Source organism: Streptomyces sp. NPDC031111 (genome assembly GCF_055570675.1).
Genome location: NZ_JBVIGS010000013.1, coordinates 1 through 22,010 on the forward strand (window position 1 = coordinate 1; position 22,010 = coordinate 22,010).

Sequence of the window (22,010 nt, forward strand, 5' to 3'; positions counted from 1 at the left end):
CTGGAGCACGGCGCGCACTACGCGATCGGCGCCCTCGCGCTGATCCTGCTCGTCACCATCCAGTACGAGATCCACGAGCTCATCACCGGCTCCCTCGGTGTCATCCTGATCGGCTGGTCCTTCCTGTCCTCCGTACGCCGCAACAAGCGGCTCGCGGAGGCCGAGGGAAAAGCCGACGACAGGACTGAGGTCTCGTCCGGGGTGTGACAGCCATCCGGGTGAGGAACGCTCTCGACGGGGCGGCCACCGAGGACCACTCCTCGGCGGCCGCCCCGTCGGCCGTCCGGGGCTCCGGCGGCCCGAGCGGGGTTCGACTATTGGACTTGGGGCGGGAATGGGTTTCCTGGACGGACTGTGGCGCGGACGCGAGAGCGCCTTCGACTCGGGCAGCGCGGCCACCAACGCCATCGAGCTGACCAAACGGCACGGGCAGGTGTCCCTGACGAAGCAGGGCGCGGCCACCGGCCATCTGCGGATCAATCTGAGCTGGCGGATGCGGACCTCCGACTTCGGCGGCTCCCAGCGGGAGAGCCTGCTGCGCCACCCCTTCAAGGCGCTCAAGCCGCCGGAGGTCGTCGGCCACAGCCAGTCCATGGTCAACGTCGACCTCGACCTCGGCTGTCTGTACGAGCTCCAGGACGGCACGAAGGGCGTGGTCCAGCCGCTCGGCGGCTTCCTCGGCGACGTCAACGGTCCGCCGTACGTCAAGCTCAGCGGCGACGACCGGTTCGGGTCCGGCTCGGGCGAGACCATGTACGTCAATCTGGACCAGCGCGAGAACATCAAGCGCCTGCTGGTCTTCGCCTACATCTACGACCAGACCCCCGCGTTCGACCGGACGCACGCCATGGTCACGCTCTACCCCAGCAACGGCCCACGCATCGAGATCGGCCTCGACGAACGCGCCCCCCAGGCCCGGTCCTGCGCCGTGGTGATGATCGAGAACGTCAAGAACGAGATCATCGTGCGCCGCGAGGTGAAGTTCGTGTACGGATTCCAGGCCGAACTGGACCGGCTCTACGGGTGGGGCCTCCAGTGGGGCCGCGGCTTCAAGACGAAGGCCGACCGCTGACCGACACCCCGTAGGGGGTGACGGTGTCTGTCGCGTCTGCCCCGCGACGCCTCGCCGTATCGGGCGAACACCCGAGTACGCCCAGTGCCCGGGCCTCCGCCCGGCACTCGGGGGTGCCCTCAGAGCAGGCACCGGACGCCGCGGTGCCCGTCCCCCGGCTCGGCGCCGACGTAGGGGTGTCGGTGTCTGAAAAGTTGCGCCCGGCCCCGCGACGCCTGGCACGCGCGGAGGGCGCGGGAGGTGCCCCCAGTCGCCGTGCCTGGCGAACACCCGGGCGTCCGTCCGGCACTCGGGGGTGTCGCCGGAGCGGGGGCCGGACGCTGCGGGGCCCGCCCTCCTAGCGCCCGATGAACTGCGGCCCCTGCGGCGGGAGCCGGAAGTCCGGGTCGGGGGCCGCGGTGGCCGGCGGTGGGAAGCCGTAGCCGGACGGTGCTCCCGCTGCGGCCGTCGCGGCGGCCGGCGGGTAGCCGTAGGCGGGTCGGCCGGTCGGATGCGGGTAGCCGTAGGCCGGCTGGGTGGACGCGGGCTGCTGCGGCGGGTAGCCGTACGCGGGCTGCGCGGGCACCCCCGTCGGCTGCTCGGGCGGCAGCGGCCGGGACACCTCGGGCGCCGGCGGCACGAGCGGGGCCTGCGGCTGGGTCAGGGCCTCCGAGGAGAGCCGGTCGGGGGCCTGGACCTGTGCCGTCGGGGGCGGCAGCTGGGTGACGTCGGCGGAGTCGGGGTCCTGAGCCGCCTCCGACTCGTCCACCGAGATGCCGAAGTCGGTCGCCAGACCCTTCAGACCGTTCGAATAGCCCTCACCGAGCGCCCGGAACTTCCAGCCCTCCCCGCGCCGGTACAGCTCGCCGCAGATCAGCGCGGTCTCCTCGCCCGTCTCCGGCTTGATGTCGAAATACGCCAGCGCGTCCCCGTCGGCGGCCTGCGCGTCGTACAGCAGGATGCGCAGGGCCCGTACGCGGTCGAAGGTGACGCCGTCCGCCGACGCGACGAGGAGAATCCGGCCGACACCGGACTCGACACCGGCGAGATCTGTCTGGATCGTGTCGGTCAGGCCCTCGGCGACGCGCTTCTTGCCGAGCCGCCACACCTGCCCGGAAGGATGCCGGGGCTGGTTGTAGAAGACGAAGTCCTCGTCGGAGCGCACACGACCGTCGGGGCCGAGGAGCAGCGCGGAAGCGTCGACGTCCGGCACCCCCTGCCCGGGCGACCAGCGCAGCACGGCACGTACCGTGGTGGCCTCGAGAGGGACGTTCGACCCCTTGAGCATCGCGTGCGTCATACCGTCATCCTGCCTTCTCCGTCCTGGTCACGACAACGCGGGGTGGTTGGGGTCGACACACTCGGGTTACCTGAAGTTCATGCCCGGCGGGAACCGCCGACATGGATCCCTACGTACTATTACCGGCCACCTTCGACATTCCCAGAGATTCCACAGAGGCCACGGGGGAGTTCAATGCGTCATTTCGGGCACATCGCCCCTGCGGTGCGGAAACGTCTCTTCTATCGGGAGCCCGGTGAGTTCACACCGGACTCCCCGGCCCGGCTGCTCTCCGCGGCCCTGGGCGCCACGCTCTACAGCCCCGCGACCCGCTCCCGGCTCGCCGACGACATTGTCAAGCAGGGCGGCCGCGGAGTGGTCTCCATGGTGCTGTGCCTGGAGGACTCCATCGACGACGCGGACGTGACCGCCGGCGAGGAGAACCTCGTACGCCAGTTCACCGACCTGGCCGGGCGCCCCGGGGCGGATCTGCCGCTGCTGTTCATCCGGGTCCGCACCCCCGAGCAGATCCCCGACCTCGTCCGCCGCCTCGGCCCCACGATCCGGCTGCTGTCCGGATTCGTACTCCCGAAGTTCACCTCGGAGCGCGGCCTGCCCTTCCTGGAGGCGCTGACCACCGCCGAGGCCGAGAGCGGCCGCCGGCTCTTCGCCATGCCGGTGCTCGAGTCGCCCGAGCTGCTCTACCGCGAGACCCGCGTGGAGACCCTGGAGGGCATCTTCCGCGCGGTCGACAAGTACCGCGACCGCGTGCTCGCCCTGCGCCTCGGCGTGACCGACTTCTGCTCCTCGTACGGGCTGCGCCGGGGCCCCGACATGACGGCGTACGACATCCAGGTCGTCGCCTCCGTGATCGCCGACGTGGTGAACATGCTCGGCCGGGCCGACGGCACCGGGTTCACCGTCACCGGGCCCGTCTGGGAGTACTTCCGCGTCCAGGAGCGCATGTTCAAGCCGCTGCTGCGGCAGAGCCCCTTCCACGAGGTGCAGGCCACCCCGCTGCGCGAGAAGCTGATCGAACACGCGATGGACGGCCTGCTGCGCGAGATCTCCCTCGACCGGGCCAACGGCCTGCTCGGCAAGACCTGCATCCATCCCTCCCACGTCCTGCCCGTGCACGCGCTGTCCGTCGTCAGCCACGAGGAGTTCAGCGACGCCCAGGACATCCTGCGGCCGGAACGCGGTGGTGGGGGTGTACTCAGGTCCGCCTACACGAACAAGATGAACGAGGTGAAGCCCCACCGCGCCTGGGCCGAGCGGACCATGCTGCGCGCCGAGGCCTTCGGCGTGGCCAACGAGGACATCGGCTTCGTGGAGCTGCTCGCGGCGGGCCTGGCGGAGTGACCGAGAGGGAGAAGGCTGTGAACGAGCGGATGCACCACCCGGTGCGTCACGGAGCCCGGCCCGGCGCGGACGTCTGGTCCGGCAGCTGGGTCACGGAACGGCTCGGCGTCGAGCTGGCCGGGGACGAGAGTCTGCCCGACCTGCTGGGACTGGCGCTGCGCCGCAACCCCAAGCGGGCCCACCTGCTCGTCTCCAACGTCCTCGGCAAGCACGTCCCCCAGTCGCCGTCCGTCGTCCACGGCCACGGTGTCGCCCTCGGCCGCCGGGTGCGCGAGCTGCTGGGCGAGTCGGCGGCGGACGCGGTCGTCCTGGGCTACGCGGAGACCGCGACGGGGCTCGGGCACTCCGTCGCCGACGGTCTGGGCGTCGCGCCCTACCTGCACTCCACGCGCCGCCCGGTCGCGGGGACGGCCCCGGCCGGGGGCTTCGAGGAGTCCCACTCGCACGCCACCTCCCACCTGCTGCTCCCGGAGGACCCCTCCCTGCTGGCCGGGGGCGGGCCGCTGGTCCTGGTGGACGACGAGTTCTCCACGGGGAACACGGTGCTGAACACCGTGCGCGATCTTCATGCGCGGTATCCGCGGGCGTGGTACGTCGTGGTCGCGTTGGTCGACATGCGGTCGCGGGCGGACGCCGGGCGGCTGGAGTCGTTCTCGCGTGAGATCGGGGCGCGGATCGATCTGGTGACGACGGCCTCCGGCACGGTGCGGTTGCCTGACGGCGTCTTGGAGAGGGGCCAGGCGTTGGTGGCGCGGTACGAGGGTGCCACGGGCGGTGGCCGGGCGACTGCGGCCGCGTCGGGGCCGGTCGCGCAGTTCCCCGCGCCCCTTCAGGGTGTTGGTGGGACCGTAGGCCATGAAGCGCAGGGTCGGACGAACCCCCCAGGGGCGCGGGGAACTGCGCGACCGGCCCAAGACCGCCCGCACCCGAACGACAAGTTCACGCGCGTGGACCTCCACTGGCCCCCCGGTCTCCCCGACGGCGGACGCCACGGCTTCACCCCCGCGCACCGAGCCCGCCTCGACCACGCACTCCCAGAAATGGCGGCCCGCCTCGCAGAGGCCCTCCCCGATGACGCCCGCCGCGTCCTCGTCCTCGGCTTCGAGGAGCTGATGTACGCCCCACTGCGCCTGGCAGGCGAGCTGGAGCGGACCCTCCGCGCCGAGGTGCGCTTCTCCACCACCACCCGCTCACCCGTCCTCGCCGTCGACGACCCCGGCTACGCGATACGCACCCGCCTGGTCTTCCCGGCCCACGACGACCCCGCCGACGGCCCCGGCGAGCGCTACGCCTACAACGTCGCCGGGGGCGGCTTCGACGCCGTCGTCGCCGTCGTCGACTCGGCCGCCGACACCCCCGCTCTGCACGCCCCCGACGGGCTGCTCGCCCGGCTCGCTGCGCACACCCCGCAGGTCCTCCTCGCGGTCGTACCGTCATACGTACCCGTGCCCCGGCACGCCCGAGCCGCCCGACCGGACGCCCCCGAAAGGCCCGCCACCATGCTGCCCGACCCGCTCAGAGGCCCCGCCTTCTCCTCGTACGCGCCCGAGGAGGTCGGCTGGCTGCTCCAGGACCTCTCGGACGTGACGCTGGAGGCGCCGACCGAGGAGCGCGAGGAGGCCATCCAGAGCGGCGGCGCCCACTACGCCGAGTCGCTGCCGGTCGAGTACCAGCCGAGCGAGCAGTACCAGGAACTGTTCCACGCCGCCCTGGCCGAGTCGGCGGACCGACTGGCGCACGCGGTGGGCGTGGTCACCGAGACGGTGCTCGCCGAGCGGTCGCCCCGCCCGGTGCTCGTCTCCCTGGCCCGCGCGGGCACCCCCGTCGGCATCCTGATGCGGCGCTGGGCCCAGCACCGGCACCAGCTCGACCTCCCGCACTACGCCGTCTCCATCGTCCGTGGCCGGGGCATCGACGCCAACGCGCTGCGCTGGCTGGCCGCCCACCACGACCCGCGGGACGTCGTGTTCGTCGACGGGTGGACCGGAAAGGGCGCCATCACCCGCGAACTCGCGCAGGCGATCGAGGAGTTCGAGAAGGCCGAGGGCGTCACCGGGTTCGACCCGGAGATCGCGGTCCTCGCCGACCCCGGCTCCTGCGTCCGCACCTACGGCACGCGCGAGGACTACCTGATCCCCTCCGCCTGCCTCAACTCGACGGTCTCCGGCCTGATCTCACGCACCGTGCTCCGCGCGGACCTGGTCGGCCCGGACGACTTCCACGGCGCCAAGTTCTACCGCGAACTCGCCGGCGCGGACCTCTCGGTGGCCTTCCTGGACGCCGTCTCCGCCCGCTTCCCGGAGGTCACGGACGCCGCCTGCGCGCAGGCCAAGGAACTGCTCTCCACCGACCGCACCCCCACCTGGGAGGGCTGGGCCGCCGTCGAACGCATCAGCGAGGAGTACGGCATCCACGACGTCAACCTCGTCAAGCCCGGCGTCGGCGAGACCACCCGGGTGCTGCTGCGCCGGGTGCCCTGGAAGGTGCTGGCGCGGGCCGGAGCGGGCAGTGACCTCGACCATGTCCGCCTGCTCGCGGAGCAACGGGGGGTCCCCGTCGAGGAGGTCGACCAACTCCCGTACACCTGCGTGGGGTTGATCCACCCCCGCTACACCCGGGGCGCCACCGGTGCCGACGGCAGGGCGGTGACCCGCTGATGCCCGTCATCGTCGCCAGCGACCTCGACCGCACCCTCATCTACTCCGCCGCCGCGCTCGCGCTGACCATGCCGGACGCCCGGGCGCCCCGGCTGCTGTGCGTGGAGGTCCACGAGAGCAAGCCCCTGTCCTTCATGACGGAGACGGCGGCCCAGCTCCTCACCGACCTCGGCGACGCGGCCCTGTTCGTCCCGACGACGACCCGCACCCGCAAGCAGTACCAGCGCATCAACCTCCCCGGCCCGCCCCCGACCTACGCGATCTGCGCCAACGGCGGGCACCTGCTCGTCGACGGTGTGTCCGACCCGGACTGGCACGAGCGGGTCCTCGCCCGGCTGGCCGACGAGTGCGCCCCGCTGGCCGAGGTGCAGGAGCATCTGCTGCGCACCGCCGACCCGGTCTGGGTGCGCAAGCACCGGGTTGCCGAGGACCTCTTCGCCTATCTCGTCGTCGAGCGGGAGCTGCTGCGCGAGGAGTGGGTGAAGGAACTCGGGGAGTGGGCGGAGAACCGCGGCTGGACGGTGTCCCTCCAGGGCCGCAAGATCTACGCCGTGCCCAAGCCGCTCACCAAGAGCGCGGCCATGGACGAGGTCGCCCGCCGCACCGGCGCCGATCTCACCCTCGCCGCCGGGGACTCCCTCCTCGACGCCGACCTCCTCCTCGCCGCCGACCAGGGCTGGCGCCCCGGCCACGGCGAACTCGCCGACGCAGACTGGACGGCCCCCGCGATCAGGGCCCTCCCCGAACGGGGAGTCCTGGCCGGCGAACGCATCCTGCGCGAGCTGCTACGGACGGTCCGGACCCCGCGCTGACCCCTGCGGGGTGCCCGTGAAGTCGCGCCTGCCCCGCGACGCCCGGCACGCCCTCCCGCCGCACCGGGCGGCACCCGGGTACGAACCAGTACGCGGGCGTCCGCCCGCCTGGCGGCACGCCGGCTGCGGAACTGGCTGGCGCCAAGGTGAGCCGCAGCGCCTTGCGGCCGGCCCCGGCCGGCCGACGGCGGCGCGTCACGCCGCCGTCGGCCGACGACGCGACTTCGCGGACACCCCAGGGGTGTCCGTCAGCCGCAGCAGCCGCCGCCGCAGCAGCCGCCACCGCCCCCGCGGGGAGCCGGTGCGGCGGCCGTGCCGGACACCGCGACCGTGGAGAGGAGCTTCACCGTGTCGTCGTGGCCCGCCGGGCAGGCGGCGGGGGCGGAGGACTCCGCCATGGGGCGGCTCAGTTCGAACGTGTCGCCGCAGGTCCGGCAGCGGTACTCGTAACGAGGCATGGGCACAGGTTAACCGGCCCGGCCCGCGCCGCGTTCCTCCCGGATCAGCGCCACCACACGGCTCACCGAGGCCCGTACCTCCTCCGTCTCGGTCAGGAAGTGCCAGTAGTCGGGATGGCGGCCCTCCAGGCCGGTGACGGCCCGCTCCAGCCGGGCCACGGCGTCGTCCAGGGGCCGGGCGTGGCGCGGATCGGGGGTGTTGCGGCCGGCCATGGCCAGCCGCTGCGCGTCCCGGATGGCGAACCGGGTGCGCTCGATCTCCTGCTCGGGGTCCTTCTGCACCGCGTTCAGCCGCCGCAGCCGGTCACCGGCGGCCGACACCGCCTCGTCGGTCGTGTTCAGCAGCGCCCGCGCGGTCGACAGCAGGGCCGTGGCGTCCGCCCAGCGCTGCTCCTCGCGGGCCGCCCTGGCCTCGGCGAGTCTCGCTTCCGCCTGGCCCACGTTCTCCGCGGCGACGTCGGGGACGTGCTGCAAGTCCTGCCAGCAGGCCGCGGTGAAGCGGCGGCGCAGTTCGCTCAGCACCGGTTCGACCTGTTCGGAGCGGGTGGTGAGGGCCTGGGCGCGGGTGCGCAGGGAGACCAGCCGGTGGTCGATCTCGGCGGCCCGCTCCGGCAGCCGCTCGGCCTCGACCCGGACCGCCTCGGCCTCGCGGGTGACGCGCTCGGCCCGCTCCAGGGTCTGTGGCACGCCGTGCTGCCCCGCGCCCTGGTTCAGCCTGGTCAGTTCCGGGGAGAGCGCGGCGAGCCGGGCGGCGAGGTCGTCGGCCTTCAGACCGGATCCGCGCGCGGTGTCGAGGGCGTTGGACGCGGCGAGCAGCGTCTGCCGGGCGCGTTCGACGGCGGGCGCGAGCCGGGCGAGCTGGGTCTCGGCCTTGCCGAGCAGGGGGCCGAGTCCCTCGGCGTACCGGTCCAGCTCCTGCTTGACCCGCCCGAGCTCGTCCTTGGCGGCGGTCAGCTCGGCGCGGGCCCGGGACGCGGCCGAGGCCTCCAGGTCGTCGCGGTCGAGGTCATGGGCGTCGACGGCGCCGATGTACCGGTGGCTGGCCTCGTCGATGCGCCGGCCGAGCGCCTCGAAGTCGGCGACCGCGCGGCGGGCGGCGGGCGAGGCGTCGACGGCGTTGATCGTCTCGACGGAGATCCGCAGATCGCGCTGGGCGGTGTCCAACTCGTAGAAGGCGGCCGCCGCCGCGTCCTTGGCGGCCTGCGCCTCGGCCCGCTGGCTCTCGGCCCGCCCCCCGAACCAGCGCCGCGTCCCCCCGCCGGCGAACGCGGCGGGCAGCACCAGCGCCGCGACCAGCGGCAGGCCCACGAGAGCGAGCGCGTCACGCAGCCCGCCGGAGCCCCGGCGGGCCCGCGGCCCGGGACGGAGGGGCGGCACGGCACGACGCGTGCCGGGCGGAAACCCCCCAGGCACGCGTGGCTCCGACGGCGAGTGCGGCTGCGCTGGTGTCGCCGTCACATCCCTCTCCCGTACTGTCGTTCGCCCTGCCCGATGTCATTCTCCCACCGGTAGAGGACGAAGACACGGGTCGGTCAGTTCGTCGTACGGACGGTGAGTTTGCCGTCGCCGGTGCGCGCGGTCACCACATGGGAGCTGGAGTCGTCCCGGGGAACGGACACGTCCTCGGCGCCGTCGCCGGTCTCCGTGTCCACGCGGTACGCGGCCCGGGGCAGGTCGATGGTCACGGAACCGTCGCCGCTGCGGGACTCCACCAGGTCGGGTACGGCGCCGAGTTCGAGCCGCACCGAGCCGTCCCCGGTGTGGGTGCGCACCGTACGGGAGGAGACCTCCGCGCGCACGGACCCGTCCCCGGTGCGCAGCTCCAGCGGTCCGGAGGTGTCCGTGACGTGCACCGAACCGTCCGTGGTACGGATGCTCAGCGGGTCGCGGAAGCCGCGCGCCCGTACGCTGCCGTCCTTCTCCTCGACCTTGACGGAGACACCGCGGGGCACCTCGACGCGGTGCTTGGCGGAGCAGTCGGCGACGAAGCCCGAGCACTTCTCCCGCAGCACCAGCCGGTCGCCGTCCATGGACCAGGTGAGTTCCGCGTCCGAGCCCAGGACGACCGTGCCCTGGAACCACCAGGTGACCTCGACCTTGCCCGAGGTGTTCGTGTCCGCGGCGACGATCTCCAGGGCGGAGTCGTCGGAGTCGATGGTGAGGGTCCTGTCGGGCAGGTCGAAGGACCGGTGCTCGGGATCCTCGTCCTCGGCGGCCGACGCCCCGCAGGCGCTCAGGCCCGCGACGAGCACCACGCAGGCCCCGGCGAGGGCGAGGGAACGCGCCCGCGCGGTACGGCGGCCCGGGGCGGGGACGAGGGTTCGGGCGGTCCGGGCGGTCCGGGTCGTGCGGGTCATGACGGTCTCCCCCTGGGACGGACGGTGGCGCCCACCGGGCGGTGTCCGGGCGCTCTTCGACCGTACGGACGGGGAGGCCGCTGGGGGATCCGGGCGGCTGGCGGATCCGGGGTGGGGATATCCCCCGGTGATCCCCCCCCGGTAAGGGGTTTGCGGGACCGTGCCCCGGGCCATGTAGGCTGTCCACTCGACCTGGGCGCACGGCCCGGGCCTCGGGTGCGTAGCTCAGGGGTAGAGCGCCTGCCTTACAAGCAGGATGTCGGCGGTTCGAAACCGTCCGCGCCCACCGGGACACAGGGCCTCCGGAGTTGCTCCGGGGGCCCTTGCCGTTGTGCTCTAGGAGGTCTCCTCCTGGGCGTGCTTCAGCCGGGAGCGGGCGTGTATCCGGTCGGCGCCGGTGAGTTCGGCCCAGTAGCGGTGGGTGCTGACGAACACCGCGAGCTCGTGCTCCCGTTGCCGGAGCTTCTCCACCTCGGCCTGCTCGTCGTCGGTCCAGCCGGGCGAGGCGGGGCGTTCGATCTTGCGCCAGCCGTTGTCGTCGCTGAAGCCGTCGAGGGGTTCGACGGACCAGGGGAGCCGCTTCAGCAGGGCCGACAGCTCGGCCCGGACCTGATGCAGTTCCTCCTGACCGGCGAGGAGGTCGCTCGGAAAGTCATAGGTCTCGGCCACGGCCCAATGATACGCCTGTTCGATTTTGAGTGGCGAGTTGCTCGGGGGTCTCGGACGGGGGTTCACCCCTTCGTGGTCATCGGCGGCCGGGCGCGTCAGACTGGGGGCATGTGCCGGAGTATCAAGACCCTGCGTCCGCCCGTGCTCCCCGAGGAGGCCACGGAGGAGGAGATCCGGGCCGCGGCCCTTCAGTACGTGAGGAAGGTGTCCGGGTTCCGGGCGCCGGCGGCCCACAATCGTGAGGTGTTCGACCGGGCGGTGGAGGCGGTTGCCTCGGCGACGGCGGAGCTGCTGGACGGGCTGGAGGTACGGGGGGCCGCGGCGCGGCAGGCGGCGGGCTAGGGGTCCCTGACCCCTGGTCCCTGGCTCCCTCGAGCCCCGTGTCTGGGGCTGGGCGGGGGGTGGTTGCGCGGCCCGGCGCTTACGGGGTGCCGCCGCGCCCACCCGTGCCGCCCCAGCGGCACGACTGCCCGCAGTTGCGCGGCTTCCGCCCGCAGTTGCGGGGCTTCTGCGCGCAGTTGCGCGGCTGGGGAGCCTCTGGTCTGCGGGCTGGGCGGGGGGTGTTTGCGCGGCCCGGCGCTTACGGGGTGCCGCTGCGCCCACCCGTGCCGCCCCAGCGGCACGACTGCCCGCAGTTGCGCGGCCTCCGCCCGCAGTTACGCGGCTTCCGCCCGCAGTTGCGGGGCTTCTGCTCGCAGTTACGAGGCTTCCGAAGGTTGGGGTCTGCGGCGCATCAGGAATCCCGCTCCCGCACCTGCTGCGAACAGTGCGCCCACTGATACCGCCGTCGCCAGCCATGTCGCGCCCAGCCAGTGGGCGCCGAAGTAGCCGAGGGCCACGCTGTACAGGGCCCAGGTCAGTCCGGCCAGCGCCGACCAGGGAAGGAAGTCGCGGGCGCGATGGCGCGCCGCGCCCGCGCCGAGGGAGACGACCGAGCGGCCGGCCGGGGCGAAGCGGGCGAGGACGACGAGGGCGCCGCCGCCCCTGGCCAGCGCCGCGCCGAGACGTTCCTGCGCGATCCGCAGTCGCCGGGAGCGGGCGATGGCCCTGTCCAGACGGGCGCCGCCGCGCCAGGCGAGGCGGTAGGCGACCAGGTCGCCCAGGACGGACGCGGTGGCGGCGCAGAGCGTCAGCACCAGGATGTCGGGCACGTCGTCCGCCGTGCCCGCGGCCGCCGCCGTGGCCGCGGTGATCACCAGGACACCGCTGGGCAGGACCGGGAGGAACACGTCGAGCAGGACCGAGAGGGCCACCACCGCATAGATCCATGGGCTGCCGACCAGCGACCCCAAACTCTCCACCCGAACTCCCCGTGGCTCCCCCGCGGGCCAGACCGTACCGCGATGTCGCGGTCGAAGCGGTAGGAGTGGCCGATGACAGCCATACAGCGTACGCCGGGTGAGTGACAGAAGGGTCACGGGGGGTTCGTGTGTTCGGCGCTCCGCGTTCCGCTTCCGTTCCCCCGAGCAAAGGGGAGGGGCGCCCTCCGTGTTGTGCGGGGAGGGCGCCCCTGACGGCCCGATGGGGAGGAGGTCAGGCAGTCACCGGCGTCTGTTCCGCCGTCCGTTCGGTGTTCGCAGACGAGCGCCTGGCCAGCAGGCGGTCCAGGCCGAAGGCTCCGGAGCCGGTGAAGACCAGCAGGAACATGGCCCAGCAGTACATGGCCGCGCCCTCGCCGCTGTTCTCTATCGGCCACAGGGCCTGGGGCTGGTGGACCTTGAAGTACGCGTACGCCATCGCGCCGGACGAGAGGAACGCGGCGGCGCGGGTGCCGAGGCCGAGCAGGACCAGGCTTCCGCACGTGAGTTCGATCAGAGAGGCGTACCAGCGCGGCCAGGCGCCGGTCTCGACGGTGCCGCCGGCACCGTCCACGCCGCCGAGCATGCCGAGCAGGGACACCGCGCCGTGGCAGGCGAAGAGCAGGCCGACGACGATGCGGAACAAGCCCAGGGCGTATGGCTGGGCGCTGTTGAGGCGTTCGGTCATGTGGGGGAGGTCTCCTTCGGTCAGGCCGACCTCCGGCTGGGGCCGGTCCGGGGGCGGAACCGAGTCGACTTCCCACGTTAGGTGTCCCTAATTGATACTTGCAAGTTCAACATTTGGCCACGGCTACTCCCCGGTTCTGCCGTTCCTGTGCCCGCTCCCGCATGTCAGTCCGGCGTTCACCCTCAGGGCATGTTCAACAACGTGACCGAATTCGCACCACGATGCACAGGCGACTCACAGGTTCCGGATCTCACTCGCTCAGCCGGGTCTCCATCACGTTCCGGAGCCGCGCCGCGGCCTTCTCCGTCCGCGCGTGCTCCAGCCGCAGGACCGCCGAACGCCCCTGTGTCGTCAGGGTCATGAGCTGGTTGCCGAACCAGGGCCCGCCCGTCTTGCGCCAGGTGACCGGCGGCCGCCCGAGACCGCCGTGCAGGGCGAAGAGACGGCCGAGGAGCCGGGCGGCACCACCCCAGCCGAAGCGGAAGCCGAGCCTTATCGACAGCGGAATGGAGTTGTGCACGGGCGAGCAGGTCAGCTGCACCACCCGTGCGTCCGGCCCGGCGCCGTCCGGCCGGCCCGGCTCCGCCACATAGGCGTGGTGGACGTCCCCGGAGAGCACGCACACCGTCGCGGGCGCCTCCGGTCCCGTGCCGGCCTCGGCGATCAGCTCCGCCAGCTCGCCGAACGACTCCGGGAACGCCGACCAGTGCTCCAGGTCCGCCCCGCGCCGCAGTCGCTCCCCGATGCGTGCCCAGCGGGCGCCCTTGTCGCCGCGGCACAGCACGGAACTCCACGCCTCGACGTCGTGCACCAGGTGGGGCAGCAGCCAGGGCAGGGACGTACCGATGAGGAGATGGTCGTACGACCCGCGCCCGTCGAGGACCTGCTCGCGCAGCCAGCGGGCCTCGGCCGGGTCGAGCATGGACCGCCGGCCCTCCTCCAGGACCCGGGCCGCGCGGCTGTCCACCATCACCAGCCGCACCCGGCCGAAGTCGCGCCGGTAGCTCCAGCGCACGGTGGTCGCGTCCGCCTCGGCCGCGGCGGCGAAGGCGCGCAGCGTGTCGGTGCCGTCGGGGGTCCCCCGGACGGAGGCGTACAGCGGATCGGCCTCCAGTTCGGCGGGGGAGAGGTTGCCCAGGTGCTGGTACACCCAGTACGACATCAGTCCGCTGAGCACCCGCTCCCGCCACCAGGGCAGGGCGCGCATGTCGTCGACCCAGGAGGCGGAGGTGTTCCAGTCGTCGATGACGTCGTGGTCGTCGAAGATCGTGCATGTGGGCACGGTGGACAGCAGCCAGCGCACCTGCGGGTCGAGCCAGGACTCGTAGTAGAGGTGGGTGTACTCCTCGTAGTCCGCCACCTGGCCGCCCGGCGGGTCGCTCAGGTCGCGGCGGGCGGCGAGCCAGGCGCGGGTGGCGTCCGAGGTCTCGTCGGCGTACACCTGGTCGCCCAGGAGCAGCAGGACGTCGGGGCGTTCGCCGTCCGGGTCGGCGGCGATGCGCCGCGCCAGGGCGTCCAGGGCGTCGGGGCCGACGGGGTCGGGCTCGCCGGTGGGCGGCGCGGCCCAGCGGCAGGAGCCGAACGCGACGCGCAGCGGGCCGTCGGGAGCCGGGGTGGCGATGACGGACGGCGGCAGCGACGGGTAGGGGTCCCGGGGCAGGGGCCATACGCGGGCGCCGTCCAGGAAGACCTCGTACGGGGTGGAGGTCCCGGGGGTGAGGCCGGTGAGCCGGACGAGCGCGTAGTGGTGACCCGCGATCTGGAAGGTTCCGGTCGCGGCGGCGGCCCCGTCCGCGCAGCGCACTTCGACGGTGCCGGGGCGGCTGGTCTCGACCCAGAGGGTGGCGGACGAGCCGTCGACGTACCTCAGCAGCGGTCCGAGCCGCAGTCCGGCCATGGTGACCTCCTCCGTCGCTGCGTACGGTACGCAGCGACGGAGGTCACCGGGGAGATCTGTGCACCCGGCGGTCGGATCAGCAGCTCGCGAGGCGGTTCTGAAGGGCGGACTTCTCGGCCGAGTCGACCGCCAGGCCGTAGTAGTACTTCACCTGGACCCAGGCGCGGACGTAGGTGCAGTGGTAGGCCGTGCGCGAGGGCATCCAGGTGGCCGGGTCCTGGTCGCCCTTGGCCTGGTTGACGTTGTCCGTCACGGCGAGGAGCTGCGGGCGGGTCAGGTCGTTGGCGAAGGACTGGCGCCGCGAGGTGGTCCAGGAGCTCGCGCCGGAGTCCCAGGCCTCGGCGAGCGGCACGAGGTGGTCGATGTCGACGTCGGAGGCGGCGGACCAGGTGGCGCCGTCGTAGGGGGAGTACCAACTGCCGCTGGTGGCGGCGCAGGAGGAGTCGGTGACGACGCCCGAGCCGTCGCGCTTGAGGACGGTCTCGCGGGTGTTGCAGGTGCCGGACTGCGTGATCCAGTGCGGGAACAGGTCGCGGTTGTAGCCGGTGCGGTTCTCGGTGCGCACGGGGAGGGTGGCGAGGTAGCTGCGGGCGGTGGTGGCGCTGACCGGGGTGGGGAGGGCGGCGGAGGCGGTCGGGCCGTTGAACAGCCCGACGGAGGCTATGAGTCCGGTGAACGCCGCGACTATGCTGAGCTGTCGACGCGCGTAGAACTTCGGCATGCGAACTCCCTTGTGGGGTGGGGCCGTTGACGTGCGGGCAGGGGAATGCTCGGCACGGCGGATGGCCGGCAGGGGTGGATCCGGTAAGAAGCTAATGACGCGTTCATGACACGTCTATGGTCCGGGTGTGAAATTTCCGTCACGGGGTCCGGTCCGGGGCTCGCGTACCATGGACGGCGCAGAAGGGGAGTAGCTCTTCGCCGGACCGTCGACATACTGCTCAGCTCGCCTGAGCCGGCGCCCGGAGGCGGGCCTCGTGACGCGAGGCCGGCCAGCGAGACCTTCGGCAAGCAGTGCACGCCCGTGCCGTACGGCACGGGTGCCGCGTGTGCTGCCGTGCCGAGGTGTCCCGCGGAAACGCACAGCACTCTCGGTGGGGCGGCCCCGACCGATTGAGGAACCGTTGATCAGCCTGACCGTGACGGCCGTCGTCTTCGGCGTCGTCTTCCTCGCCGAACTGCCGGACAAGACCGCGCTCGCCGGCCTCGTCCTCGGCACCCGCTACCGCGCCTCCTACGTCTTCGCCGGTGTCGCCGCCGCCTTCGCGCTGCACGTCGCGCTCGCGGTCGCGGCCGGCAGCGTGCTCACGCTGCTGCCGCAGCAGATCGTGCACGCGATCACGGGTGTGCTCTTCCTGGGTGGCGCGGCGGTGCTGCTGATGAAGAAGGACGAGGACGAGGAGGAGGTCCGCAAGCCGGAGAACCAGTCCTTCTGGAAGGTCTCCGGGGCCGGGTTCATGCTGATCCTCGTCGCCGAGTTCGGCGATCTGACGCAGATCATGACGGCCAACCTCGCCGCCCGCTACGACGACCCGCTCTCCGTCGGCCTGGGCGCGGTGCTCGCGCTGTGGTCGGTGGCCGGACTCGGCATCGTGGGCGGAAAGGCGCTGATGAAGCGGGTTCCGCTGAAGCTGATCACGCAGATCGCGGCGCTGCTGATGCTGGGGCTCGGTGTGTGGAGCCTGTGGGAGGCGATCGCCGGGTGACGCCCGGTCGGCCGGGCCTCCGGGGCGACGGCCGGCTGAAGCGTTGGTGAACGGTCGGCGAAGGCGGTGGCGGGATGCCGGGTTTGTTTTGTACCGTGGATGAACAAAGTGGCTCCCGCCCGCTCTCCCTGACCGGCGGGCGGGGCCGCCTTGTCCCCCGGGCCACCACGTGGAGCCCCTCCCCCCGCGCCTTGGAGCTGCCGATGACGGCCACCGTCGTACTCACCGCCCGCGCCCTCCTGCTGGACATGGACGGCACCCTCGTCAACTCCGACGCCTCGGTCGAGCGCGTCTGGCGGCGCTGGGCCGACCGGCACGGGCTCGACGGGGACGAGGTCATGAAGGTCGTGCACGGGCGCCAGGGGTACGCGTCGATGGCCCTGCTGCTGCCCGGCCGCCCGATGGAGCAGAACCACGCGGACAACGCCCGCATGCTCGCGGAGGAGACCGCGGACACCGAGGGCGTCGTCCAGATCGCGGGCGCCCGCGACTTCCTCGCCTCCCTGAAGGGGCTCCCGCACGCGCTCGTGACCTCCGCCGACGTCGCCCTGTCGACGGCGCGGATGGCCGCCGCCGGGCTGGAGCAGCCCGATGTGCGGGTGACCGCGGAGTCCGTCGGCGCGAGCAAGCCCGACCCCGAGGGCTTCCTGAAGGGCGCGGCGGAACTGGGCGTCGACCCGGCGGACTGCGTGGTCTTCGAGGACTCCGGCGCGGGGATCGCGGCGGGCCGCGCCGCGGGGATGCGGGTGGTGGGCATCGGCCCGCGGGCCGGGTTCCACGCGCCGGACGCGGTGGTACGGGACCTGACCCAGGTACGCGTGGAGCCCGCGGCCGACGGCACGATCCGACTGCACATCACGGAGTAGGCGCGGGGCCCGCCCGGCGGCGGGGTGCCGTGGGTGGGTCGGCGCGGCTCGGTCGCCGGGGCGCCGTCCGGCGGCGGGCCCGTGAAAGCACGGGCCGGAAGCGCCGGGCGGACGGAGCCTGCGGGCGGTGGGGTCGGGGGACGTCTCGCCGATCAGGCCGCACGCCGCTCGCCGATTCGGGTCGGTCGACGGGACCCCTACGGCTCCTGGGTCTCCGACTCCAGGCGGGCGCGGGTTTGCGGGCCGTACACGCTCAGTTCGTCCTGGAGGCCGCGCGACCACTGGTAGTTGCGCAGCGCGTCCTCCACGCGGCGGTTGAACTGGCCGCTGATCTCGTCGTTGTACAGCCACAACTGGCGCAGGCGCAGCTGGAGTTCGGTGACCTCCGGGCCGCGGTCGCCGCGCCGCAGCACGGGAGCCGCGTCGTCGCGGTCGTCCTCCTCCGTGTCCTCGGCGGAGTCGGTCGTCGCGGTCGCCGTCGGCGTCGAGGACGGCTCGGCGGACTTCGACGGGCTCGGCGAGGCGCTGGACGTCGAGGGCGACGGCGAGGCCGACGCGCTCGCGGACGGCGAGTCCGAGGGGGTGGCGGACGACGTCGGCGGCGCGGAGGACGCACTCGTCGCCGGTGCCGCCGACGGCTCGGTGGGCGAGGTGTCCGGGACGCTCGCCCTGACGTCCCCCGGCGCCGCGCCGTCCCGGGACGGCGTCTCGTACGCGAACAGCCCGCTGGCCCAGCCCGCCGCCCCCACCACGGCGACGACGGCCCCGGCGACCGCGAGCAGCGGCCCACGCCGCCGCCGGCGCGTCGGCACCTCGTCCTCGTCGGCCGGAAGGGACGCGGCGGGACCGGGCCCGGCCGGCCGCGGGGTCTCGAACAGATGCAGATCGGTGGCGCTGGGCGGGGTCGCCGAGGGGGCCAGCGGCGTGGGCAGCACGGACGTCGCGTCCATCGCGCCCTGTGCCGCCTCCGCCGGAACGGCACGCAGCGGCATGGTCTCGTCGGCCGCCCCCGTCACGTCGCCCGGGTTCCCGGAGGCCCCGGGGGCCGCGGGGGCCGCGGAGGGATCGGACGCTCCGGGAGCCGTGGAGTCCCCGGACGTACCGTCGCCCCCCGTTGGCCCGTCCGGCGTAGCCCCGTCCTTCGCCGTGTCCAGTTCGACGTACGGTCGTATGCGCAGGGGATCGAAGTCCTCCGCCGCGGCGGCCTCCGCCGTGCGGGCGTCGCGGAGGGCGTCGGACGCACGCAGGGTGCAGGCGCACGACGGCGTGTTGTCGCTGTTTCTCGGCGCACCGCACTCCGGGCACGGGTGTCCGTTCGGCTGTTCCACGTGTTCGTCCCTCCCCTCGCGAACTCCAGAGATTATGCAGATCTTCTTCACACTCCGGTGCGCGCGCCCCCGGAATGCGAACTTCCGGGGGGACTCAACAGGCCATAACAGGTCACACCGATCACGATGGACGGTGAAACCAGGATTCTGTGGAGGTCTTCATGGCCGGGGACGCGCACCGCACGGCGCCGAACGCGAGCAACGCCGAGCCCGCACCCGGCGCCGGACCGCCGGCCCGTGACGCCGACGACCGGGAGCACGTCTCCGGCAACGTCATGGTCTCGATCGGCGCCCTGCTGCTCGGACTGCTGCTCGCCGCCCTCGACGGGACCATCGTGGCCACCGCGCTGCCCACCATCGTCAGCGAGCTGGGCGGCCTGGAGCACCTGTCCTGGGTGGTCACCGCGTATCTGCTGGCCTCGACCGCCGCGACCCCGCTGTGGGGCAAGCTCGGCGACCAGTACGGGCGCAAGAAGCTCTTCCAGACCGCCATCGTGATCTTCCTGGTGGGCTCCGCGCTGTGCGGCGCGGCACAGGACATGTCCCAGCTGATCGCGTACCGCGCGCTCCAGGGCCTCGGCGGCGGCGGGCTGATCGTGCTGTCGATGGCGATCGTCGGCGACCTCGTCCCGCCCCGCGAGCGCGGCCGCTACCAGGGCCTGTTCGGAGCGGTGTTCGGCGCGACGAGCGTCCTCGGACCCCTGCTCGGCGGACTGTTCACCCAGCATCTGAGCTGGCGCTGGGTGTTCTACGTCAACCTGCCCGTCGGGATCGTGGCGCTCGCCGTGATCGCGGCGGTGATGCACATCCCGCGCCGACGGACCAAGCACGTCATCGACTACCTCGGCACCTTCCTCATCGCCGCCGTCGCCACCTGCCTGGTGCTGGTCGCCTCCCTCGGCGGCACCACCTGGGAGTGGGCGTCACCGCAGATCATCGGGCTCGCGGTGCTCGGCGTGCTGCTCACCGTGGCCTTCGTGGCGGTGGAGCGGCGGGCCGCCGAGCCGGTGCTGCCGCTGAAGCTGTTCCGGGTGCGCACCTTCACCCTCTCCGCCGTGATCAGCTTCATCATCGGCTTCGCCATGTTCGGCGCGATGACCTATCTGCCGACCTTCCTCCAGGTGGTGCAGGGCGTCACCCCGACCATGTCCGGCGTGCACATGCTGCCGATGGTGGCCGGGATGCTGCTGTCCTCCACCGGCTCCGGCCAGATCGTCAGCCGCACCGGCCGCTGGAAGGTGTTCCCGATCGCGGGCACCGCCGTCACCACCCTCGGACTGCTGCTGCTCCACCAGCTCGAGGCGGACAGTTCCACCGCCGAGATGAGCGCCTACTTCTTCGTCTTCGGCCTCGGCCTCGGCCTGGTGATGCAGGTCCTGGTGCTGATCGTGCAGAACGCCGTCCCGTACCAGGACCTCGGCGTCGCGACCTCCGGCGCGACCTTCTTCCGCTCCATCGGGGCCTCGTTCGGCGTCGCCATCTTCGGCACGATCTTCGCGAGCCGCCTCGGCCACGAGCTCGCGGACGCCTTCCGGGGGACACGGCTGCCGCCCGGCGTCTCCACCGACTCGCTGGAGGCCGACCCGCGCGGCATCGCCGCCCTGCCGCCCGCCCTGCGCCCCTCGGCGATCGAGGCGTACGCCACCGCCATCACCGACGTCTTCCTGTACGCCGTACCCGTCGCCCTGCTCGGTTTCGCGCTGGCCTGGTTCCTCAAGGAGGACCGGCTGCGCGCCTCCGTCACCGCGCCCGACGTCACCGAGACGCTGGCCAGCAACCCCGTCGAGCGGTCCTCCTACGACGAGGTGTGCCGCGCGCTGTCGGTGCTCGGCACGCGCGAGGGACGGCGTGAGATCTACCGGAAGATCACCGACCGGGCGGGCTACGACCTGCTGCCCGCCACGAGCTGGCTGCTGCTGCGGATCAGGAGGCACGGCTCGGTGGAGCCGTCCCGCCTCGCCGAGAGCAGCCCCATCCCGCTGAACGTCGTCCTCGAGGCCGCCCGCCAGGCCGAGATCCGGCACCTCGCCGTGCGCCAGGGCCTCGACATGATGCTGACCGACGAGGGACGCGAGGTGACGGAGCGGCTGGCGCGGGCCCGCGAGGAGTCGCTGGCCGAGCTCCTCGGCGACTGGTGGGGGCCGGACCGTCCGACCGACCTGACGCAGTTGGTGCATGAGCTGAACGACGAGCTGTGCGGCTCCCGGAGGGAACGCCCGCACGACGAACGCTCCGTGACCCGGACGGGCTGACCCGAACCGTCAGCCCAGCTCCTTCGCGAACCAGTGCTCGGCGTACGGCTCGGCGTTGTGCGGCTCGGTCTCCGCGTAGCCGAGGCGGGCGTACAGCGCCCGGGCCTCGACGAGGTCCCCGCGCGTGTCGAGGATCATCCGGGCGGCCCCCGAGGCACGGGCCGCGTCCTCGGCCGCCCGCACCAGCAGCGCGGCACCGCCCCTGCCCCGCATGCCCTCGTACAGGTAGACCCGGGTCAGTTCGGCGGTCGCGTCGTCCAGCAGCCGGACGCCGGCACTGCCGGCCGGCTCGCCCGCGTACCGCGCGACCAGCAGCAGGCCCTTCGGCGGCGCCAGGTCGTCCCCCGACGCGGCGGCGATCTCCCGCTCCAGCTCCGCGGGGTCGGTGCGACGCCCCTCGTGCAGCAGATACCAGCGGTCGCTGACCTCCGTGTAGTACGCCCGCCACAGCGCGGCGGCGACGGGGGAGTCAGGGGGTTCCGGGGCGACGGTCCAGGTCATGCCCGCATTCTCGGTGGACCTCCCGGCGGGCGCGCAAACGAATAAGCCGTGGCGGACGGTGACGGCCCCGCACTGTTTGTGCGTGGGGCTTCGGGCAACCCGAACGTCGAACCGGCTCGCGAGGAGGGCCGGCCCGGCAGAGAACCCGGAAGGCATCCATGTCCACTGGCCTGATCATTGCGTTGATCGTGATTGTCGCGGTCCTGGTCGCCGCCGTGGCCGTCCTGAGCCTGCGCGCCCGCGGCCCGCGGCACGGCACCGGCCTGAAGCGGCGCTTCGGCCCCGAGTACGACCGCGCCGTCGCCCGGCACGACGGGGACACCGGGGCCGCCGAGCGGGAGCTCGCCGAGCGCGTGGAGCGCCACGGCGACCTGCGGGAACGGCCGCTGGAGCCCGCCGAGCGGGAGAGGTACGAGGCGCGCTGGACGGCCGCCCAGGAGCGGTTCGTGGACGCGCCGCGGGACGCGGTCGCCGAGGCGGACCGGCTCATCGCCGAACTCGCCGCCGCCCGGGGCTTCCCCGCCGACGGGCAGTACGAGGACCAGCTCGCCGCGCTGTCCGTGCACCACGCCCACCACGTCGAGGGCTACCGGCGCGTGCACCGGGTGGCGCAGGCCCGCGCGCACGGCGCGCACGACGGCGGAGCGGGAACCGAGGAGATGCGCGAGGCCCTCGTCGAGGCCCGCGCGCTGTTCGAGGAACTGGTCCGGCCGTCCCGCCACGACGGCGGACGCCACCGCGCGGACGACGACCGTACGGCCCCGGCGGCCCACCGCCGGCACCGCACGCCGTCGTTGTTCCACCGGAGCCAGGCGAAGGAGAGCTGACC

Annotated in this window: 21 protein-coding genes and 1 tRNA gene; 11 read left to right on the forward strand and 11 right to left on the reverse strand. The window is 72.9% G+C overall.

Annotation, left to right across the window (positions count from 1 at the left end):
- Together ACZ470_RS25395 and ACZ470_RS25400 are read left to right on the forward strand one after the other, a co-directional pair.
- A partial coding sequence (locus ACZ470_RS25395) for a DUF475 domain-containing protein (protein ID WP_468430740.1) occupies positions 1–207 on the forward strand: 207 nt, incomplete at its 5' end.
- A gap of 127 nt (positions 208–334) precedes the next feature.
- Positions 335–1,072, forward strand: coding sequence for a TerD family protein (locus tag ACZ470_RS25400; protein WP_468430741.1), 738 nt, complete (start codon positions 335–337; stop codon positions 1,070–1,072).
- A gap of 337 nt (positions 1,073–1,409) precedes the next feature.
- On the opposite strand, the gene ACZ470_RS25405 is transcribed toward ACZ470_RS25400, so the two are convergent.
- Positions 1,410–2,351 (reverse strand): TerD family protein, encoded by a 942-nt coding sequence (locus tag ACZ470_RS25405; protein WP_468430743.1) that lies wholly within the window; start codon positions 2,349–2,351, stop codon positions 1,410–1,412.
- A 174-nt stretch (positions 2,352–2,525) separates the two neighbouring features.
- Here ACZ470_RS25405 and ACZ470_RS25410 point away from each other — a divergent pair, with 174 nt between their 5' ends.
- Genes ACZ470_RS25410 through ACZ470_RS25420 form a run of 3 tightly spaced genes read left to right on the forward strand, consistent with a single transcriptional unit; the run spans position 2,526 to position 7,161 of the window.
- Complete coding sequence (locus ACZ470_RS25410) at positions 2,526–3,692, forward strand: HpcH/HpaI aldolase/citrate lyase family protein (RefSeq protein ID WP_468430745.1); 1,167 nt, start codon at positions 2,526–2,528, stop codon at positions 3,690–3,692.
- A gap of 29 nt (positions 3,693–3,721) precedes the next feature.
- Positions 3,722–6,349 carry a phosphoribosyltransferase gene (locus ACZ470_RS25415; protein WP_468431035.1) on the forward strand — a complete coding sequence of 876 codons (2,628 nt, stop codon included), beginning with the start codon at positions 3,722–3,724 and terminating at the stop codon, positions 6,347–6,349.
- Complete coding sequence (locus ACZ470_RS25420) at positions 6,349–7,161, forward strand: HAD family hydrolase (protein WP_468430747.1); 813 nt, start codon at positions 6,349–6,351, stop codon at positions 7,159–7,161. The genes ACZ470_RS25415 and ACZ470_RS25420 overlap by 1 nt, the downstream gene beginning before the upstream one ends.
- A 248-nt stretch (positions 7,162–7,409) precedes the next feature.
- On the opposite strand, the gene ACZ470_RS25425 is transcribed toward ACZ470_RS25420, so the two are convergent.
- The 3 genes from ACZ470_RS25425 to ACZ470_RS25435 form a co-directional block, all read right to left on the reverse strand.
- Entirely contained in the window at positions 7,410–7,619 is a 210-nt protein-coding gene (locus ACZ470_RS25425; protein WP_468430748.1) for an FmdB family zinc ribbon protein, read from the reverse strand.
- 9 nt (positions 7,620–7,628) lie between these two features.
- Positions 7,629–8,996, reverse strand: a complete 1,368-nt coding sequence (locus ACZ470_RS25430; protein ID WP_468430750.1) for a hypothetical protein — start codon at positions 8,994–8,996, stop codon at positions 7,629–7,631.
- Positions 8,997–9,151: 155 nt separating this feature from the next.
- Entirely contained in the window at positions 9,152–9,976 is an 825-nt protein-coding gene (locus ACZ470_RS25435) for a DUF4097 family beta strand repeat-containing protein (protein ID WP_468430751.1), read from the reverse strand.
- Between the two features lie 214 nt (positions 9,977–10,190).
- On the opposite strand from ACZ470_RS25435, the gene ACZ470_RS25440 reads away from it, so the two are divergent.
- Positions 10,191–10,262: transfer RNA gene (locus tag ACZ470_RS25440), tRNA-Val, on the forward strand.
- 50 nt (positions 10,263–10,312) lie between these two features.
- Here the strand turns inward: ACZ470_RS25440 and ACZ470_RS25445 are convergent.
- Positions 10,313–10,645: a hypothetical protein gene (locus ACZ470_RS25445; RefSeq protein ID WP_468430753.1), complete on the reverse strand. Its 333-nt coding sequence runs from the start codon at positions 10,643–10,645 to the stop codon at positions 10,313–10,315.
- A gap of 108 nt (positions 10,646–10,753) precedes the next feature.
- Here ACZ470_RS25445 and ACZ470_RS25450 point away from each other — a divergent pair, with 108 nt between their 5' ends.
- On the forward strand, positions 10,754–10,987 hold the full coding sequence (locus ACZ470_RS25450; RefSeq protein ID WP_468430755.1) for a DUF2277 domain-containing protein: 234 nt from the start codon (positions 10,754–10,756) through the stop codon (positions 10,985–10,987).
- A 356-nt stretch (positions 10,988–11,343) separates the two neighbouring features.
- On the opposite strand, the gene ACZ470_RS25455 is transcribed toward ACZ470_RS25450, so the two are convergent.
- The 4 genes from ACZ470_RS25455 to ACZ470_RS25470 all read right to left on the reverse strand — a co-directional run bounded on the left by ACZ470_RS25455 (position 11,344) and on the right by ACZ470_RS25470 (position 15,249).
- Positions 11,344–11,946 (reverse strand): DedA family protein, encoded by a 603-nt coding sequence (locus ACZ470_RS25455; RefSeq protein WP_468430756.1) that lies wholly within the window; start codon positions 11,944–11,946, stop codon positions 11,344–11,346.
- Positions 11,947–12,178: 232 nt separating this feature from the next.
- The gene (locus tag ACZ470_RS25460) at positions 12,179–12,631 is read right to left on the reverse strand and encodes a DoxX family protein (protein WP_468430757.1); all 453 of its coding nucleotides are present in this window, start codon (positions 12,629–12,631) and stop codon (positions 12,179–12,181) included.
- Between the two features lie 250 nt (positions 12,632–12,881).
- Positions 12,882–14,528, reverse strand: coding sequence for an alkaline phosphatase D family protein (locus tag ACZ470_RS25465; protein ID WP_468430759.1), 1,647 nt, complete (start codon positions 14,526–14,528; stop codon positions 12,882–12,884).
- 76 nt (positions 14,529–14,604) lie between these two features.
- Positions 14,605–15,249 carry an HNH endonuclease family protein gene (locus tag ACZ470_RS25470; protein ID WP_468430761.1) on the reverse strand — a complete coding sequence of 215 codons (645 nt, stop codon included), beginning with the start codon at positions 15,247–15,249 and terminating at the stop codon, positions 14,605–14,607.
- 403 nt (positions 15,250–15,652) lie between these two features.
- Between ACZ470_RS25470 and ACZ470_RS25475 the strand changes: the two genes are divergently transcribed.
- Both ACZ470_RS25475 and ACZ470_RS25480 read left to right on the forward strand, forming a co-directional pair.
- Positions 15,653–16,234 (forward strand): TMEM165/GDT1 family protein, encoded by a 582-nt coding sequence (locus ACZ470_RS25475; RefSeq protein WP_468430763.1) that lies wholly within the window; start codon positions 15,653–15,655, stop codon positions 16,232–16,234.
- A 203-nt stretch (positions 16,235–16,437) separates the two neighbouring features.
- Positions 16,438–17,100: an HAD-IA family hydrolase gene (locus tag ACZ470_RS25480; protein ID WP_468430765.1), complete on the forward strand. Its 663-nt coding sequence runs from the start codon at positions 16,438–16,440 to the stop codon at positions 17,098–17,100.
- 197 nt (positions 17,101–17,297) lie between these two features.
- Here ACZ470_RS25480 and ACZ470_RS25485 read toward each other — a convergent pair whose 3' ends face one another.
- A complete protein-coding gene (locus tag ACZ470_RS25485; RefSeq protein WP_468430767.1) occupies positions 17,298–18,428 on the reverse strand; it encodes a peptidoglycan-binding domain-containing protein in 1,131 nt (376 codons plus the stop codon).
- Between the two features lie 161 nt (positions 18,429–18,589).
- On the opposite strand from ACZ470_RS25485, the gene ACZ470_RS25490 reads away from it, so the two are divergent.
- The gene (locus ACZ470_RS25490; RefSeq protein WP_468430768.1) at positions 18,590–20,680 is read left to right on the forward strand and encodes an MDR family MFS transporter; all 2,091 of its coding nucleotides are present in this window, start codon (positions 18,590–18,592) and stop codon (positions 20,678–20,680) included.
- A 9-nt stretch (positions 20,681–20,689) separates the two neighbouring features.
- Here the strand turns inward: ACZ470_RS25490 and ACZ470_RS25495 are convergent, their stop codons facing one another.
- Positions 20,690–21,181 (reverse strand): GNAT family N-acetyltransferase, encoded by a 492-nt coding sequence (locus ACZ470_RS25495; protein WP_468430770.1) that lies wholly within the window; start codon positions 21,179–21,181, stop codon positions 20,690–20,692.
- Between the two features lie 158 nt (positions 21,182–21,339).
- On the opposite strand from ACZ470_RS25495, the gene ACZ470_RS25500 reads away from it, so the two are divergent.
- Entirely contained in the window at positions 21,340–22,008 is a 669-nt protein-coding gene (locus ACZ470_RS25500; protein WP_468430772.1) for a hypothetical protein, read from the forward strand.
- Positions 22,009–22,010 lie beyond the last annotated feature (2 nt).

What these genes read in the sequence shown, in the direction of transcription:
- ACZ470_RS25435 (WP_468430751.1), bottom strand. Translation starts at nt 9,976, where the DNA reads ATGACCCGCACGACCCGGACCGCCCGGACCGCCCGAACCCTCGTCCCC.
- ACZ470_RS25480 (WP_468430765.1), top strand. Translation starts at nt 16,438, where the DNA reads ATGACGGCCACCGTCGTACTCACCGCCCGCGCCCTCCTGCTGGACATG.
- ACZ470_RS25495 (WP_468430770.1), bottom strand. Translation starts at nt 21,181, where the DNA reads ATGACCTGGACCGTCGCCCCGGAACCCCCTGACTCCCCCGTCGCCGCC.
- ACZ470_RS25465 (WP_468430759.1), bottom strand. Translation starts at nt 14,528, where the DNA reads ATGGCCGGACTGCGGCTCGGACCGCTGCTGAGGTACGTCGACGGCTCG.
- ACZ470_RS25405 (WP_468430743.1), bottom strand. Translation starts at nt 2,351, where the DNA reads ATGACGCACGCGATGCTCAAGGGGTCGAACGTCCCTCTCGAGGCCACC.
- ACZ470_RS25500 (WP_468430772.1), top strand. Translation starts at nt 21,340, where the DNA reads ATGTCCACTGGCCTGATCATTGCGTTGATCGTGATTGTCGCGGTCCTG.
- ACZ470_RS25460 (WP_468430757.1), bottom strand. Translation starts at nt 12,631, where the DNA reads ATGACCGAACGCCTCAACAGCGCCCAGCCATACGCCCTGGGCTTGTTC.
- ACZ470_RS25470 (WP_468430761.1), bottom strand. Translation starts at nt 15,249, where the DNA reads ATGCCGAAGTTCTACGCGCGTCGACAGCTCAGCATAGTCGCGGCGTTC.
- ACZ470_RS25400 (WP_468430741.1), top strand. Translation starts at nt 335, where the DNA reads ATGGGTTTCCTGGACGGACTGTGGCGCGGACGCGAGAGCGCCTTCGAC.
- ACZ470_RS25450 (WP_468430755.1), top strand. Translation starts at nt 10,754, where the DNA reads ATGTGCCGGAGTATCAAGACCCTGCGTCCGCCCGTGCTCCCCGAGGAG.
- ACZ470_RS25410 (WP_468430745.1), top strand. Translation starts at nt 2,526, where the DNA reads ATGCGTCATTTCGGGCACATCGCCCCTGCGGTGCGGAAACGTCTCTTC.
- ACZ470_RS25415 (WP_468431035.1), top strand. Translation starts at nt 3,722, where the DNA reads ATGCACCACCCGGTGCGTCACGGAGCCCGGCCCGGCGCGGACGTCTGG.
- ACZ470_RS25420 (WP_468430747.1), top strand. Translation starts at nt 6,349, where the DNA reads ATGCCCGTCATCGTCGCCAGCGACCTCGACCGCACCCTCATCTACTCC.
- ACZ470_RS25490 (WP_468430768.1), top strand. Translation starts at nt 18,590, where the DNA reads ATGGCCGGGGACGCGCACCGCACGGCGCCGAACGCGAGCAACGCCGAG.
- ACZ470_RS25425 (WP_468430748.1), bottom strand. Translation starts at nt 7,619, where the DNA reads ATGCCTCGTTACGAGTACCGCTGCCGGACCTGCGGCGACACGTTCGAA.